Origin of the sequence: Erythrobacter sp. Dej080120_24 (assembly GCF_036322605.1) — a bacterium.
GTDB classification, from domain to species: Bacteria; Pseudomonadota; Alphaproteobacteria; order Sphingomonadales; family Sphingomonadaceae; genus Erythrobacter; species Erythrobacter aurantius.
The window spans coordinates 1,345,305-1,360,577 of sequence record NZ_AP027262.1 but is presented as its reverse complement, the minus strand read 5'-3'; the positions used below and the strand labels follow the sequence as shown (position 1 = coordinate 1,360,577).

General features: G+C 63.2%; 15 protein-coding genes. 2 read left to right on the top strand and 13 right to left on the bottom strand.

What is annotated here, in order from left to right; genetic code table 11:
* Window positions 1–12 precede the first annotated feature (12 nt).
* The 11 genes from mraY to AABA34_RS06415 form a co-directional block, all read right to left on the bottom strand.
* The gene (gene mraY, locus AABA34_RS06465; protein WP_034952475.1) at window positions 13–1,083 is read right to left on the bottom strand and encodes a phospho-N-acetylmuramoyl-pentapeptide-transferase; all 1,071 of its coding nucleotides are present in this window, start codon (window positions 1,081–1,083) and stop codon (window positions 13–15) included.
* 19 nt (window positions 1,084–1,102) lie between these two features.
* Window positions 1,103–2,563, bottom strand: coding sequence for a UDP-N-acetylmuramoyl-tripeptide--D-alanyl-D-alanine ligase (locus AABA34_RS06460; protein WP_338304403.1), 1,461 nt, complete (start codon window positions 2,561–2,563; stop codon window positions 1,103–1,105).
* On the bottom strand, window positions 2,560–4,050 hold the full coding sequence (locus AABA34_RS06455) for a UDP-N-acetylmuramoyl-L-alanyl-D-glutamate--2,6-diaminopimelate ligase (RefSeq protein ID WP_338304402.1): 1,491 nt from the start codon (window positions 4,048–4,050) through the stop codon (window positions 2,560–2,562). Before AABA34_RS06455 ends, AABA34_RS06460 begins: the two co-directional genes overlap by 4 nt.
* Entirely contained in the window at window positions 4,047–5,720 is a 1,674-nt protein-coding gene (locus tag AABA34_RS06450; RefSeq protein ID WP_338304703.1) for a peptidoglycan D,D-transpeptidase FtsI family protein, read from the bottom strand. The genes AABA34_RS06455 and AABA34_RS06450 overlap by 4 nt, the downstream gene beginning before the upstream one ends.
* Window positions 5,721–5,842: 122 nt before the next feature.
* Window positions 5,843–6,400, bottom strand: a complete 558-nt coding sequence (locus AABA34_RS06445) for a hypothetical protein (RefSeq protein ID WP_051699575.1) — start codon at window positions 6,398–6,400, stop codon at window positions 5,843–5,845.
* Window positions 6,397–7,338, bottom strand: coding sequence for a 16S rRNA (cytosine(1402)-N(4))-methyltransferase RsmH (gene rsmH / locus AABA34_RS06440; RefSeq protein ID WP_338304401.1), 942 nt, complete (start codon window positions 7,336–7,338; stop codon window positions 6,397–6,399). Before rsmH ends, AABA34_RS06445 begins: the two co-directional genes overlap by 4 nt.
* The gene (locus tag AABA34_RS06435; protein ID WP_034952465.1) at window positions 7,335–7,847 is read right to left on the bottom strand and encodes a division/cell wall cluster transcriptional repressor MraZ; all 513 of its coding nucleotides are present in this window, start codon (window positions 7,845–7,847) and stop codon (window positions 7,335–7,337) included. Before AABA34_RS06435 ends, rsmH begins: the two co-directional genes overlap by 4 nt.
* A 424-nt stretch (window positions 7,848–8,271) precedes the next feature.
* The gene (locus tag AABA34_RS06430; RefSeq protein ID WP_338304400.1) at window positions 8,272–9,063 is read right to left on the bottom strand and encodes a hypothetical protein; all 792 of its coding nucleotides are present in this window, start codon (window positions 9,061–9,063) and stop codon (window positions 8,272–8,274) included.
* Window positions 9,044–9,412 carry a hypothetical protein gene (locus tag AABA34_RS06425; protein ID WP_338304398.1) on the bottom strand — a complete coding sequence of 123 codons (369 nt, stop codon included), beginning with the start codon at window positions 9,410–9,412 and terminating at the stop codon, window positions 9,044–9,046. The genes AABA34_RS06430 and AABA34_RS06425 overlap by 20 nt, the downstream gene beginning before the upstream one ends.
* A 36-nt stretch (window positions 9,413–9,448) precedes the next feature.
* On the bottom strand, window positions 9,449–10,471 hold the full coding sequence (locus AABA34_RS06420; RefSeq protein ID WP_252260194.1) for a cysteine synthase A: 1,023 nt from the start codon (window positions 10,469–10,471) through the stop codon (window positions 9,449–9,451).
* Between the two features lie 42 nt (window positions 10,472–10,513).
* Window positions 10,514–10,822 carry a 2Fe-2S iron-sulfur cluster-binding protein gene (locus AABA34_RS06415; protein WP_034952459.1) on the bottom strand — a complete coding sequence of 103 codons (309 nt, stop codon included), beginning with the start codon at window positions 10,820–10,822 and terminating at the stop codon, window positions 10,514–10,516.
* A 109-nt stretch (window positions 10,823–10,931) separates the two neighbouring features.
* On the opposite strand from AABA34_RS06415, the gene AABA34_RS06410 reads away from it, so the two are divergent.
* Window positions 10,932–11,549: a DNA-3-methyladenine glycosylase family protein gene (locus AABA34_RS06410; RefSeq protein WP_338304397.1), complete on the top strand. Its 618-nt coding sequence runs from the start codon at window positions 10,932–10,934 to the stop codon at window positions 11,547–11,549.
* Window positions 11,550–11,555: 6 nt separating this feature from the next.
* Here the strand turns inward: AABA34_RS06410 and AABA34_RS06405 are convergent, their stop codons facing one another.
* Both AABA34_RS06405 and AABA34_RS06400 read right to left on the bottom strand, forming a co-directional pair.
* A complete protein-coding gene (locus tag AABA34_RS06405) occupies window positions 11,556–12,191 on the bottom strand; it encodes a hypothetical protein (protein ID WP_338304395.1) in 636 nt (211 codons plus the stop codon).
* Between the two features lie 110 nt (window positions 12,192–12,301).
* Window positions 12,302–13,108, bottom strand: coding sequence for a hypothetical protein (locus tag AABA34_RS06400; RefSeq protein WP_338304393.1), 807 nt, complete (start codon window positions 13,106–13,108; stop codon window positions 12,302–12,304).
* 179 nt (window positions 13,109–13,287) lie between these two features.
* Between AABA34_RS06400 and AABA34_RS06395 the strand changes: the two genes are divergently transcribed.
* A complete protein-coding gene (locus AABA34_RS06395) occupies window positions 13,288–15,228 on the top strand; it encodes a S9 family peptidase (RefSeq protein WP_338304392.1) in 1,941 nt (646 codons plus the stop codon).
* The last annotated feature ends 45 nt before the right edge of the window (window positions 15,229–15,273 follow it).

Sequence of the window (15,273 nt, the reverse complement as noted above, 5' to 3'; positions counted from 1 at the left end):
GGCGGTCTTGCGTTACCTCAGCTTGAGCGTGGCGAGCCCGATCAGCGCAAGCACGATGGCTACGATCCAGAAACGGATCACGACCTTGCTCTCGCTCCAGCCGAGCTGTTCGAAATGGTGATGGATCGGGGCCATGCGGAACACCCGCTTGCCCGTGCGCTTGAACCAGAAAACCTGAATGATGACCGACAGCGCCTCGAACACGAACAGGCCGCCGACGATGGCCAGCACGACTTCGTGATGCGCCGCGACCGCGATTGCGCCCAAGGCTCCGCCTAGCGCCAACGACCCGGTGTCGCCCATGAACACCGCCGCAGGCGGCGCGTTGAACCACAGGAAGGCAAGCCCCGCTCCCATTATCGCGGCACAGAACACCACCAGCTCCCCTGCGCCGGGGACGTACGGGATGCCGAGATAGGCGCTGAAATCGGCGCGCCCGACAAGATAGGCGATGATCGCGAATGTCCCCGCCGCGATGATCACCGGCATGATAGCGAGGCCATCCAGCCCGTCTGTCAGGTTCACCGCATTGCCTGCCCCCACCATCACGAAGGCCGCGAAGACATAGTATGCCGGACCCAGCGGGATCGCGACGTTCGAAAGGAAGGGGATGTAGAGATTGGTGTTGATCTGGCTGACGATAAGATAGCTCGCCACGCCTGCGACCGCGAATTCCAGCAGCAGGCGGACCCGGCCGGAAAGCCCGGCATGACTGTTCTTCGACACCTTGTCATAATCGTCGATGAAGCCGATCACGCCGAAACCGATCGTCACCGCCAGGCAGGCCCAGACGAACGGATTGGTCAGGTCCATCCACAAGAGCAGCGAAACCGTCAGCGCGACGAGGATCATCAACCCGCCCATCGTCGGCGTTCCGCGCTTGGCGAGATGGCTTTGCGGCCCGTCTTCGCGGATCGGCTGGCCCTTGCCCTGCCGCACGCGCAGCATGTTGATGAAACGCGGCCCGATGATCAGGCCGAAAACCAGCGCCGTCATCAGCGTCGCGCCGAAGCGGAACGTCTGGTAACGCACCAGGTTCAAAATGCCTTCAAAGCCAAGCCATTCCGCGAGCAGATACAGCATTACGATCCCTTGGCGCCGTTCATGACGGGGCGCTCGTATAGTGTGAAACCAGCCTGCCGAGCCCGACCGAATTGGAACCCTTCACCAACACCGCGTCGCCGTGGATCAGCCCGAAATCGTCCAGCGCCGCAATCGCCTCGACAGGGGTTTGGCAATGCGCGAACTGCGGGGCAAAGCCAAGCGAATTGGCGGATCTTCTCCCCAATTCCGCAGCGAGCGCGCGCATCTCGTCGCCGACGAGGATCACATGGTCGATTTTCGCTTCTTGCAGCGGGTCTGCCAGCTGCGCGTGGAAGCCTTCAGCGAAATCGCCCAGCTCCTTCATGCTGCCCAGAACCGCGATGCGCCGATGCGCGGGAGTCTGGCCCAGCGCCTTCAGCGTGGCACGCATCGAAGCCGGGTTGGCGTTGTAGCTTTCATCCACCAACAGCGCCTTGCCGCCAGCAGCATCAATGCTGAAACGCGCACCGCGGCCCTTCAGCCCGCCCATTTCCGCCAGCGCCAGACCGGCGCTTGCCAGATCGCCGCCCGCAGCGCGCACAGCCGCCATGACGCCAAGCGAATTGGCGACCCAGTGTTCACCCGGTTCTGCCACCGAATAGCACAGGCGTGCCGTGCCAAGGTCCGCTGTGACAAGCGATCCGCCATTGGCGCTGGGTATCGCATCGAGCAGCCGCACATCGGCATGCGCGCTGCGACCGAAGGTGACGACCTTCACGCCCAAGCCCCGCGCGTTGGCAATCATGCGATCGGCATATTCGCTGTCGGCCGGAATGATCGCGGTGCCGCCTTCGACCAGACCGGTGAAGATCTGCGACTTCTCATCCGCTATCGCCTCCATGCTGCCGAGGTTTTCGATATGCGCAGGCGCAATGGTGGTGATCAGCGCGACATGCGGACGCACATGATCGGCCAGCGGCGCGATTTCACCCTGATGGTTCATCCCCATTTCGAACACGCCGAACTGCGCGCGGGCCGGAAGCCGGGCGAGGCTGAGCGGGACGCCGACATGATTGTTGTAGCTGCGCACGCTGCGATGCGCTGCGCCGCGGCTAGCCCGATCCAGCGCGGCGAAGATCGCTTCCTTCACCCCGGTCTTGCCGACCGATCCGGTAACGCCGATTCGCACCGCGCTGCTGCGTTCGCGCGCGGCATGAGCAAGCGCGTGGAGCGCCGCTGTCGTGTCCTTGACCAGCACATGCGGGAAATCGACCGGGCGATCCGTGATCGCCGCAACTGCGCCTTTGGCAAAGGCCGCGGGAATAAACTTGTGGCCGTCCATCGCTTCGCCCTTGAGCGCGACGAAGACATCGCCTGGCCGGACATCGCGGCTGTCCATTTCGACGCCCGATGCCTGGAAAGCGTGGCTCGCCCTGCCCCCGGTCGCAGCTGCTATGCTTGCCGCATCCCACAGCGACAGCGGCAAGGCATCGCGCGGATCAAGCGGCCATTGCCGCAGCAGAGCCCGCGCCGCGTTCATGGGGCAACCTCCGCAGCACATTCGCGCGCCACCTGAACATCGTCGAACGGCAGAATTTGCATAGTGTCTCCAGACCCGATTATCTGTCCTTGCTCATGGCCTTTTCCGGCGATGAGGATGATGTCGTTGGCACCCGCTTCCCGGATAGCGGCCAGGATCGCGTCGCGGCGTCCGGCGATGGCCCTCACGTGCGCTGCACCGGCTGCGCCTTCAAGCACCGCCGAACGGATTTCCCCGGCATCTTCGCCGCGCGGATTGTCATCGGTGACGATCGCCAGATCCGCCGCGCGCGCCGCGACTTCGCCCATCGGCCCGCGCTTGCCCTTGTCACGATCGCCGCCCGCGCCGAACACCACGATCAACCGCCCGCCGCGCTGCGCATCGACATGCGGCCTGAGCGCGGCAATCGCGGCCTCAAGCGCGTCGGGCGTGTGAGCGTAATCGACATAGGCCGGCGCGCCGACCGGGGTGATGACAGCGCGTTCAAGCCGACCACGAACCGGCTGCAAGCGGCCGATCGCGTCGAAGACCTGGGATGGCTCCATCCCGGTCGATAGCGCCAGCCCGGCGGATACCAAGGCATTGGCCGCCTGATAGGCTCCAATCAGCGGCAGTTTGACGGTCCGGGTCGAGCCTTCGAATTCCACCGTCAATGTCTGGCCCAGCTGGGTAGCATCGCGGGCGGCGAGGCGGAGGAAATCGCCCCGCTCGCCCACAGTAAGCACGCGCAGGCCGCGGGCCTTGGCGTGCTCGATGGCACGGCGGGCCCACTCGCATTCTTCCCCGCCGTTCCAGATGATCGCGTCTCCGCCATCCTCGACGACTTCGTCGAACAGGCGCATCTTGGCCGCGAAATATTCCTCCATTGTCTCATGATAATCGAGGTGATCGCGGCTGAAATTGGTGAATGCCCCGGCCTTGACCCGCAGACCTTCGTTGCGGAATTGCGATAGCCCGTGGCTCGATGCCTCATAGGCTACATGGGTCACGCCTTCGCGGGCAAGCCCGCTCATATTGTTCATGAAGGTGACGATGTCAGGCGTGGTCAGCCCGGTCGAAATGCTCCCGTCGGGGGTGGTCACGCCCAGAGTGCCGATGCTCGCCGCCCGTTCTCCGCACATGCGCCATATCTGGCGGGTCATTTCGGCAGTCGAAGTCTTTCCGTTGGTGCCGGTGACAGCCACCACGGTTTCGGGAACGGGGGTGAAGAACCCTGCGGCCAATTGCGCAAAGGTGCGGCGCGGTTCTGCGCTGGCGATGTGCAGCGCCCCTTCGACGCGGGCTTCGGGCGAGGCGACAACCGCGACCGCACCCGCTTCGATGGCAGCCGGGATGAAATCCTCGGCATTGAATTTCGTCCCGCGAAACGCTCCGAACACGGTTCCGGGTGCGACCTTGCGATGATCGATCGCGAAGCCGGTGACAGAAACGCCCGACGCGCCCGCGACACTCAGTCCAGCCCGTTCGGTCAGCACTTCGAGCTTCATCGGCGCCCCTCCACCAGGAAGCGGAGATCGGAGATATCGACATCGCGCGTCGCATCGGGGCGTACGCCCAGCATCGGGCCGATGCGAGGGACCAGTTCACCCACGATAGGCGCCGCGTTGAAGGCGGCGGTGCGCTGCATCTGGCTGGCGGTGGTGCCACGCGGTTCGTCGAGCACGGTGACGACTACATAGCGCGGGCGATCCATCGGGAATGCCGCCGCAAACGAAGCGATCAGCGATTTCTCGCGATATCCGCCCACCCCGGCCTTTTCCGCCGAGCCGGTCTTGCCGCCGACGCGGTAGCCCGGCGCATCGGCGCTGCGGCCGGTGCCATACATCGAGATCATCCGCAGCAACTGGCGCATGCGTGAGGAGGTCGAAGCCTTGAACACCCGGCGGCCCTTCTCAGCCTTGCCCGGTTCGACCTTGCGCAGCGTCGCATCGCGATAGAACCCGCCGTTGACCATCGCGGCATAGGCATTGGCAAGGTGCAGCGGCGTGACGGCGATGCCGTGGCCGTAACTCACCGTCATATTGGTGATGCGCGACCATTGCCCGTTGGGCTGTTCCAACGGCCATTGCGGCTTGCCGCGGGCGTCCAATTCGATTTCGGCTGGCTTGTTCATGCCCAGATCGATCATCAGCTTGCGCATCCGTTCCGGCCCCAGTTCGTCGGCGACGCGAGCAGTGACGGTGTTGGACGAATAGACCAGTGCTTCGGGCACGTTCAGCGTATCGCCCTTGGGGTGCAGGTCGCGGATACGCCGTCCGGCGATTTCCACCGGGCTCGCGTCCCATTCCTTGCGCAGCGAACCGATCAGGTCGGCATCGATGGCAGCCGCGATGGCGAGCGGCTTGAATGTGGAACCCAGTTCGTAAGTCGCATTGGTGACTCGGTTGAAGATATGCGGCGAATGCTGAACGTCGGACAGGTTCGGGTCGAACGCGGGCAGCGACGCCATCGCCATGATTTCACCGGTATCGACATCGAGCACGATCCCAGCCGCGCCTTTGGCATCGGTGGCGAGCATCCCGCGGCCGAGTTCATCCTCCAGCGCGCCCTGCACACGCAGATCGATCGAAAGCGCAAACGGCTCGCCGCGCGAAACTGGATCGGAAAGCTGCGGGTCGAGATATTTCTCCATCCCCAGCCGCCCTTCCAGCTCGCGGTCCTTGCCTTCCATGACATAGCCAAGGATATGCGCGCCCAGTGTCCCTTGGGGATAGTGGCGATCATATTCGCGCGGAATCTCCAGCGCGACCTCACCCAGTTCGAACACTCGGTTGGCGTCCTCGGGCAACACGCGGCGCAGGATATAGCCGCCGCGATCGGACGACAGGATGCGCACGGTGCGCCGCACGTCTAGATCGGGGAAAATCTCTTTCAGCCGCGCCGCGACTTCGACCGGTTCGCGCACCAGCGGATCGCCGTCATCGCCCATCGCCTTGGGATTGAACCACAGCGCATAGGCGGGGAAGGTGCGGGCAAGCGGTGTGCCATTGCGATCGGTGATCTCGCCGCGCGGCGGCAGCAGGGCTTCGTCAAGGCTGGTCTGGTTGGGTGCGGCTCCGACCAGGCCAAGGTAGCCGATCCGGATAAGCGCCACCGCCGTCACCAGTGCGAACACACCCAGCAGCAGGAACAGCCGCAAGCGCGCCGTGACGAGCATGCTGTAGCGCAAATGGACAAATTTCACCCGCCCGACAGGCAAGGTGGGGCTAGGCTCGCTTGGTTGCGGCGCGCCGAACAGGTCCAGAGTTGGCTCGTGCCCCGCGTTCAGGGCGAAGGCATTCATTCGGCACCCTCGGAGCTGCGACCAGCCTGCTCAACCATGGCGGTGCGTGCGTTGGCGGCACGAATGGGTGATGCGTCGATTAGAAAATCGCCAAATGCATCGGTGAACATCGCCGCTGCATCCTCTGTCTGGCTGGCGGATGCGAGGGTTACGGGTGCGCCGGTGACCGGCGACACCATCGGGCGGTCGGCAACCTGCTCGGCGCTAGCCAGATCGGTGCGCGCAACGCGGATCGGAGCGGGCGCATCGGGGCCAAGCGGTGTGCCAAGGCTCGCCAACTGGCGCTCGTTATCGAGATACTGGTCGGCGCGCGGGGCGCGATATCCCAGCTCCACCGCGTTCCATTCGGCCAGCTGGCGCTGGCTCGCACGGGTCTGGAATTCGGTTTCGAGCAGCAGCGTCTCACGCTCCAGCGCGATGATCTGGCGCTCCGCCAGCAGCACTTCGCTCTTCACCGCGTGGACGTTGAAGCTCAGCACCGCGAACAGCGCGATACAGGCCGCGAGCACGGCAGCCCAGCCAATCTGACGGATGCGGGAACCGGTAACGATCATGCAAATGTCCTTTCGCGGGCTGGGGCGCCGGTGCGGATCGCGTGGCGCAGGGTGGAGGATCGGGCGCGGGGGTTGGCGTCGATTTCGGCGTCGCCGGGCCGGATGGCCTTGGAAACGCGGGTGAAGGTCGGCGCCGGGCCGGCAATTTCGCCGGGGAGATGACGCGACACCGCGCGCCCTGCCCCGGATGCTTCGCGCAGGAAGCGTTTGACGATCCGGTCTTCGAGGCTGTGGAAGCTCACCACCGCGAGCACTCCGCCTTCGCGCAGCAGCGCCTCTGCCGCAACCAGTCCGGCAGCGAGTTCGCCCAGTTCGTCATTCACATGGATACGCACCGCCTGGAACGTGCGGGTCGCGGGGTCTTTCTTGTCGTGCGGCTTGTGCCCCAACGCGCGGCGCACCACGCGGGCGAGATCGCCGGTCGTCTCCAGCGGACGCGCGGCCACAATCGCACGGGCGACGCGGCGCGACTGGCGCTCCTCGCCATACTGGTACAGCACGTCCGCAATCGCAGCCTCATCCGCGCTGTTGAGGAAGTCCGCTGCGCTCGTCCCCGACTGGCTCATCCGCATGTCGAGCGGACCGTCAGCCGAAAAGGCAAAACCACGCTCACCCTGATCAAGCTGCATCGAGGACACGCCGATATCCATCACCACCGCATCGACCAGCGGCACGCCGATCCGGGTCATTTCCTCGCGCATGGCGGAAAAGCATGCAGGGTGCAGCGTCAGGCGACCGGCGAATTCCTCCACCATCGCCGCACCGTCGCGGATGGCGTTGGGATCGCGATCGAAAGCGTGGACGCGCGCGCCAGCGTCCAGCAAGGCGCGCGAATAGCCGCCCGCTCCGAAAGTCGCGTCGATCACGGTCATGTCGGGACGCGGGCCGATGGCGGCGATCACTTCTTCGAGGAGTACGGGAATGTGCGGCGCGTTCATTTCGCACCGCCTTTCTTGGCGGCCTTGGCCTGCGCTTCGGCCACCAGCTTGCGGCAGGCGGCCTGCGCACCCTTGTAGGCGGGGCCCATGCGTTCGAGTTCGGCGGGGTTCCAGATCAGAAAGAAATCGCCCGCACCCTGGCAGAACAACCCTTCGCCGACATTGCCCAGTTCCTTGAGGTGTTCGGGCATGACAAAGCGCCCGCTGTCGTCGAACGGCAATTGTTCAAAGCCGAACAATTGCTGCGCGCGGGTATCGTAATCGAAATCGGGATCGCGGGTTTCGCGGGCGGTGATCTTTTCATCGTCGAGCCGCTGTTGCAACTGCTCGATGCGGGACAGGCCGAAACCGACCAGACAATCGAATTTGTCATGCACCGCGAGGCACAGCGTCTTTGACCCGCCGGAGCTTTCCTTCACAGCCTTGCGGAAGGTCGGAGGCAGGACAAAGCGGCCCTTGTCGCCGGCTGGCGAGTAGGCATATCCGCTATATGCTCCGGGCGCTGACACGCGCGGTACCCCTTCCCCATATGGCCGACACCCCTGCCGGCCTTCCTGACCTCCTCAAACCTGCCGCCTTTTTCGACCCTTGACCGGGCACAGCTTCCCCGCTGCCACCAACGCGCGAGCGAGGGCGGCACGCCGATCACAAGAGGACGACGCGGATCAAAACGGCATGTTTGATGGAACCCGGTAATATCCGGGAAGCAGGCGGGTGACTAGGGGATTTGTGGGAAAATCACGGGATTACTTGGTAAATAATTGATTTACCTATGTTTCAACCTCGCAATTTTCTGCGGAAACGCCCCGACAAACCCGGAGAATCCCGCAATTTCCCGTTCCAGCCCGCTGGAATCGCGCAATATTCCCGCCAAATCCCCGCCCGAGTCCCGAATAATCGCAATGCATCCCGCGATTTCCCCGAATGGGGGATTCAATCGAAGGCATAGGCCGCAATCCGTTGAAGCAAGGCGCCGTTTTCTCCGGCAAGGTCACGCTTTTCGAACACGGCTGCATCGGCCATCAACGTCACCCTGCCTGCCCCAACCTCGCATTGCGCGATTACGCCATCCGCTTCGATCCGGCATGTTCCGGCGTCCGGATCAATCACCGAGATCAAGCCCGCCTGCTCCACACCAAAGGGAACCCCGTCCAGCATGACTGTGATCGAAGCGGCTTCGGTTTCAGGCTGTTGCATCTCCAAGCCCCACCGCGCCACCACAGGCGGGACAAGCGCCACGTCGTTGGGTCGCCTCGGATCGCCCAGCGGCACGTCGTATTCGCCCGTCAGCAGCGGATCGAGCACCAGCAGCAAACGCCCCCCTGCCCGCACCCATTCATCCAGCGCGACATTGTCAGCCGGTGAAAGCCCGCGCGGCTGGATTATTGCAAGATAGTCCAGTTCAGCCAGCGGATCGGTTTCTGGCTCATCGGGGGTAAGCGCGGGGATCGGCGACAAGGTATCGAGCGGCACCAACTCAAACCGCCATTCCATCGCCTGTCTTTGCCACGGGACCGGCGCATTGCCGCTGGCGATGTCTGCGACATCTGCGCCAAGAGGCCAATACAGCGGCAGGCTGGTCATCAATCCCAATCTCCGCTTCTCCATTTCATCAGGAAAGGCGCAGCATACCTTCTGGTTTTCATACCAGACCCACACGGCTCCACCCAGCACAAGGCAGATGGCGAGCGCGGCGAGGATGCCCCTATTGCCGAGGCGGCGCATTACTGGGCGAAGGAGCAGGTTGAGGTGCCGTCGTGGCAGTGGGCGTCGGGCTGGGTTCCGCCGGGATATCGGGCACGATCCCGGCATCGGCCAGCGGATCGCGCTGCGGCGCGGCGGCGGTGGGTTCCGTAGTCGGCGCTGCGTCGGGAACCGCGGCCTCTTCGTTCAGGTCTGCCTGAGTGCCCAGAACATTGGCGAGCGCGATCAGCAGGATCATCGAGCCAAGCCCGACAAGCCCGATCTGCAAACGCTGGTTCGCCTCGGCCTTGGTCCCGCCAAGCGGCGCGGCATCCGGCAGAGATTCTTCCGTGGCCCCGGGCGACCTTCGAGTGAAATTGACGCCTTTCATCCTGCCGAGACTAACGCCCGAAACCCGGCCTGTCGATCAGTCGCTTTGGTTCTGAGTGAGCCAATCGAACACCGGCAGGTTCTTCGATGCGAGCCAGTCGGCATTGTAGAGCGTCGAGAGGTAACGGAATCCGGTATCGCACAGGATTGTCGCGACCTGCGGGTTGTCCCGCCCTTCGGCGACCAGTTGCTTGCCCAGTTCGATTGCTCCGGCGACGTTGATCCCGCTGGATAGGCCAAGGCACAGCCCTTCCTCGCGCAGCAGCCGTTCAACCCAGACCAGCCCTTCCTCGTCGGAAATGCGGAATTGCGTGTCGATCGGCGCGCCTTCGAGATTGGCGGTGATGCGCCCCTGCCCGATCCCTTCGGCGACGGAGGAGCCTTCGGCCTTCAATTCGCCATGCGCGTAATAATTGTAGAGCGCGGCGCCGTGCGGATCGGTCAAGGCGATGCGGATATCGGGGTTTTTCTCCTTCAATCCCATGCCGACGCCGGCAATCGTCCCGCCGGTGCCTGCGGCGCAGGTGAAACCGTCAATCCGGCCCTGCGTCTGCTCCCACAATTCCTGGCTGGTGCCTTCGATATGCGCCTTGCGGTTGGCGATATTATCGAACTGCCCGGCCCAGATCGCGCCTTGCGTCTCCTCCGCCATGCGGCGCGAGACGTGTTGGAAGTGGGCGGGATCGGCATATTTGGTCGGCGGGACGAGGACGAGCTGCGCGCCCAAGGCCCGCAGCGTATCCATTTTTTCCTTCGACTGGTTGTCGGGCATGACGATGATCGTCTTGTAACCGAGCGCATTGGCCACCAGCGCGATGCCGATGCCGGTGTTGCCCGCCGTCCCTTCGATCACGGTGCCGCCGGGCTGCAATTCGCCGCGCGCCTCGGCATCCCGGATCATGTAGAGCGCGGCGCGATCCTTCACGCTCGATCCGGGGTTGGCGAATTCGCATTTGCCCCAGATGTCGCAGCCCGCAGCCGCGCTTGGCCCGGCAAGGCGGACCAGCGGCGTGTTACCGATAAGGGCGAGTGTATCGCCGAAAGGTTTGGTGATGTTCATGGGATCGCAATTAGGCGTTTCGCCGCTTCCCATCAAACAACATCAATCTTCAGGGGCGATAGTAACCTTAAGCCCGTCGAGTTCCGCAGTGAACGGGATCTGGCACGACAGGCGGCTGTTTTCCTTGCGGTGATCGGAGGATTCGAGCAGGTCGTCCTCGTCTTCGCTCATTTCAGGCAGCGCATCGCTTTCGATGTAGCAATGGCAGGTCGCGCAAGAGCAGCAACCGCCGCACAGGGCGAGCAATTCGTCAAAACCGTTGTCGCGGATCGCTTCCATCACGGTCAGACCGTCTTCGACCTCGATCTCGCTCGTTTCGCCTTCACGATTGGTGACGATCAGCTTGGGCATTGGGTTACTGTGTCCTCTTAGAATGGTTGAGCGCAAGGATGCGCGCTTGGATTCAATCGCAGGTGCGCTAGGACGTTCCCCCGCAGAAGGCAACCTAGAGGTTTGAAGAGTGGGGCTGACGGCAGAGCAGATCAAGACGGCGCTGGATGCGGTCAGCGAAACCGACCCGCGTGTTGCTGGCGAGGTTGCGCGCATCGGCTATCCCGAACCGCGCCTGCGCGATCGCGGGTACAAGACTTTGCTGCGCACGATCGTCGGCCAGCAGGTGTCGGTCGCTGCGGCAAGTTCGATGTGGAACAGACTGGAGGCGGAACTGGGTGAAGATTTCACCCCCGACTGCCTGCTGAAACGCGATTTCGACACTTTGCGCGCCTGCGGCTTGTCGCGCCAGAAACAGGGATACGCCCGGAGCCTGTGCGAACTGGTGGATGCGGGCCAGATCGACTTTCACGCGCTGCCCGCAGATGACGAGGAAGCAATCGAGCAACTGACGATGATCAAGGGGATTGGCCGCTGGTCAGCAGAGATTTACCTGCTGTTCGCCGAAGGCCGCACCGACATCTGGCCTGCCGGTGATCTCGCGGTGCAGGAAGGGGTCAAACGCCTGCTCGAACTGGATGAACGGCCAAAGGAAAAGGAAACACGCGAGCTCGGTGAACGCTGGGCCCCGCACCGCGGCGCGATGGCGATCTTCACCTGGCATTTCTACGCCAATCCGGCGCTGTAGCTGGCTCTATCCGCCTTTGTTCTGGTGCTGTGCCAGTGCGCCAAAGCAGATGAACTGGTTCTTGTTTGCGCTGCTCAACTCGATGCCGAGGCCCTGCCAATCCGCCGGAATTTCACCGCCGATCCATTCCTGTTCGGCCTGAGTTAGCGGCCTGACCGCCAATCCTTTGAGGCTGCACTTCTTCGCCAGTGAGATGAGCGGCCCGATGTCGGCACCAGTGCCGTATGCCAGCAGCAGTTCCTTGGTGCCCTCCGGATCGAGCACCTCGCTGCTGGTGATAGCGGTGCCTGCTCCACAGGCTTGACCATCGCCCGACGGTTCCTTCAGCAAGGCTGTTGAAGTCGCCAACAGCGATAGCTCGCTGCGCAAGAGCTCCTCGTCCTCGAACTTCGCCCAGAATGTCGGGGTGAACTGCACCAGCGTCAGTTCGCCATCCGGGCGTTTGCAATCGACGCGCCAGCCGCTGTCATCTGCGACCTGTTCGATCAATTCGATCTGCGGCGGCAACCCGGTAGCGACGATGGCACCTTGTGGCCCTGCCCAAGCTTCTTGCAGCGCGGCAAAATCGCCGCTTCCCATGCGACCTGCAACCAGCACGGAAAGCAGGCCAAACCCGGCGACGACCCAGAAAAGCTTCTTCATCCGCAACGCCTAACACCTCGCGCTTTCAGCGCAATCGGGACGCGGTGAATTGCAAGAAAAACCCCCGGCCACGCGAACGCGGCCGGGGGTCTTGTTCGTTCCAGAACCGATTACTGCCGGGTCGCCGTCCAGCGTGAGGTGCTGTTGTCGCGCGGATCGGTGCTGACCGCACGCAAAGTGTCGCCATCGACGGTCATTTCGAGCACGTTGATGACTTCGCCATCGCGGCTGTAGGTTTCGCGGTAGACGTTGTCCGAAACCTTCTCGACCGCGATCATGCCGCCGCTTTCGTCGCCCTCGGGTTTCACCGGATCACCGCCAAGCGTCGCGGTGTAGCCGCCGCCGTTGCCGGTCGAGGTGATGGTGTCGCCATCGATCATGTAGGTGAACAGCAGGCCGGCATCGCTCATCTCCCCGATGCTGGCGACATCCCAGTCGCCCGAGGCCGCGTGCGCGCCATCGGGAGCCGCTGCCACACGGGTCAGGGTCGAAGTGCCTTCAACCACTTCGTCGCCGTCCAGATTGGTCCAGTTGACCGTCATCGTCTGGCCATCCTCGCTGATGGTCCAGGTCGAATTGCCCAGTTCCTTGTCACCAAGGCGCGAAGCTGCCGTGATCGTCCGGTCATCGACGATGGTATATTTCAGCGCATCGACGCCGGGCCGGTCCACGCTCACCCATTCGCCGTTGGCGGCGACGGTGTAAGGCGGAATGCAGCTGTTGCAGGTGTATTGCCCGTCAGCGAAAAGATAGCTGCTGGTGCTGTTCTCGAATTCGGCGGAATCGACATTGGCTTTCCATGTCCCCGCAAGCGAGGCTGCCTCGGTCGCTTCGGTCTTCGTGCCGGGATCGCCGCTGCACGCAGCCACGCCAAGCGCAAGCGATGCAGCACACATCGCTGTGAGAATTGATTTCATGATTTCCCCCTCCACAATAAAATTGCGGCCCTGACCGATCTTCTACCACTGATTACGATTGCAACCAAATTGCCGGGCAAGCCGTTGTCGCCCGGCGATTATTGTCGAAGGTTCGCCCGATGGCGGTTTGCTTTTCCGCAACCCGTCCCTAGCTGTCACCCAGTACCAAGGGAGACATCATGCCGGCACTCGATACCATTCCGCTCATTCCCCGCGATCACCTGTTCGGCAATCCGACCCGGTCGCAGGGCAAGATCAGCCCGGATGGCCAATGGCTCAGCTGGCTTGCCCCGCTGGACGGGGTGATGAACATCTGGATCGCCCCGCGCTCCGATCCGGACGCGGCCAAACCGATGACGAAAGCGGATGACCGCCCGATCCGCGAACATTTCTGGACACCCGATTCCACTGCCGTCGGCTATATCCAGGACAAGGGTGGCGACGAGAATTTCCTGCTTTACCGCGTCGATATCGCCAGCGGGGAGGAGGTCTGCCTCACCCCGTTCGAGAACACCCGCGTGATGATCGTCGGATCGTCGCAGGTGGACAAGCAGCACATCCTGATCGGCCTCAACAATCGCGATCCGCAATGGCACGATGTCCACCGACTGAACCTCTCCACCGGCGCGCTGGAGCTGGTTTACGAAAACAACGCCTACGCCCACTTCATGGCCGATGACACGCTGACTTTGCGCATGGCGATGGCGCAGAACGAAGCGGGCGGAACCGACTATTTCCGCGTGATCGACAATGTGGTGGAGGAAGAGCCGTTCGAAACCACCGCGATGGAGGATTCGATGACGACCTCCCCTGCCGGATACACGGTCGACGGCAGCGTGCTCTACTGGCTCGACGGACGCGGGCGCGACACTGCCGCGCTGTATGCACAGGACACGGCGAGCGGCGAACGCACTCTGATCGCAGAGGATGACCGCGCCGATATCGGCGGCACGCTCCGCCACAAGCAGACGGGCGTGGTGCAGGCCTATTCGGTCACTTACCTGACTACGGAATGGACCGCGATCGATGCAGAGATCGGCGCGAGCTTCGAATGGCTCGGCACGCAGTTTGACGGCGAATTCGGCGTCATGAGCCGCACCGATGACGACCGCACATGGATCGTCTGGAACGACCCCGTCAGCGGCCCGATCCGCACCTTTATCTATGATCGCGACGCCGGCACGCTGGCTCCGTTCTACGTCACCCGGCCCGAACTGGAGGGCGCGCCGCTGCAACCGATGAATTGCGTCGAGATCACCAGCCGGGACGGTCTGACTTTGCCGTCCTATCTGACGCTGGCTGCGGGCAGCGACCCCGCTGGCTCCGGACGCCCCGCCGCGCCGACGCCGATGGTGCTGCTGGTGCACGGCGGGCCGTGGGCGCGCGACGATTATGGCTACAACCCGATCCACCAGATGCTCGCCAATCGCGGCTACAGCGTGCTCTCGGTCAATTTCCGCGGCTCCACCGGGTTTGGTAAAAGCTTCATCAACGCCAGCAACAAGCAGTGGGGGCTGGCGATGCATGACGATCTGATCGACGCGGTCAATTGGGCGGTCGAACAGGGGATCGCACCGCGAGACAAGGTGGCGATCATGGGCGGTTCCTATGGCGGCTATGCGACGCTGGCGGGCCTTGCCTTCACGCCCGATGTGTTTGCCTGCGGGGTCGATATTGTCGGCCCGTCCAATCTCGAAACCCTCCTGTCCACCATTCCCCCCTACTGGGCGCCGATGGTGAAGATCTTCCACGAACGCATGGGCAATCCGAACACCGATGAAGGGCTCGCGCTGCTCAAGGCCGCCAGCCCGCTTTACAAGGCGAAGGACATTTCGAAGCCGCTGCTGATCGCGCAAGGGGCCAACGATCCGCGCGTGAAACAGGCCGAGAGCGACCAGATCGTCGGCGCGATGAAGGAGGCGGGCATTCCCGTCACCTATGTCCTCTACCCGGACGAAGGCCACGGCTTTGCCAAGCCCGACAATTCGATCAGCTTCTTTGCCATCACCGAGAATTTCCTTGCCGAAACGCTGGGTGGCCGGGCCGAGCCGCTGGGCGATGTGCTGGAGCCGTCAACCGCCGAAATCGTCGAAGGCGCAGATCACGTGAATGGCCTGTGACGCGTCGGGACGCTTAAGCTGCTGACAAACGCGTCACCCCGTCTT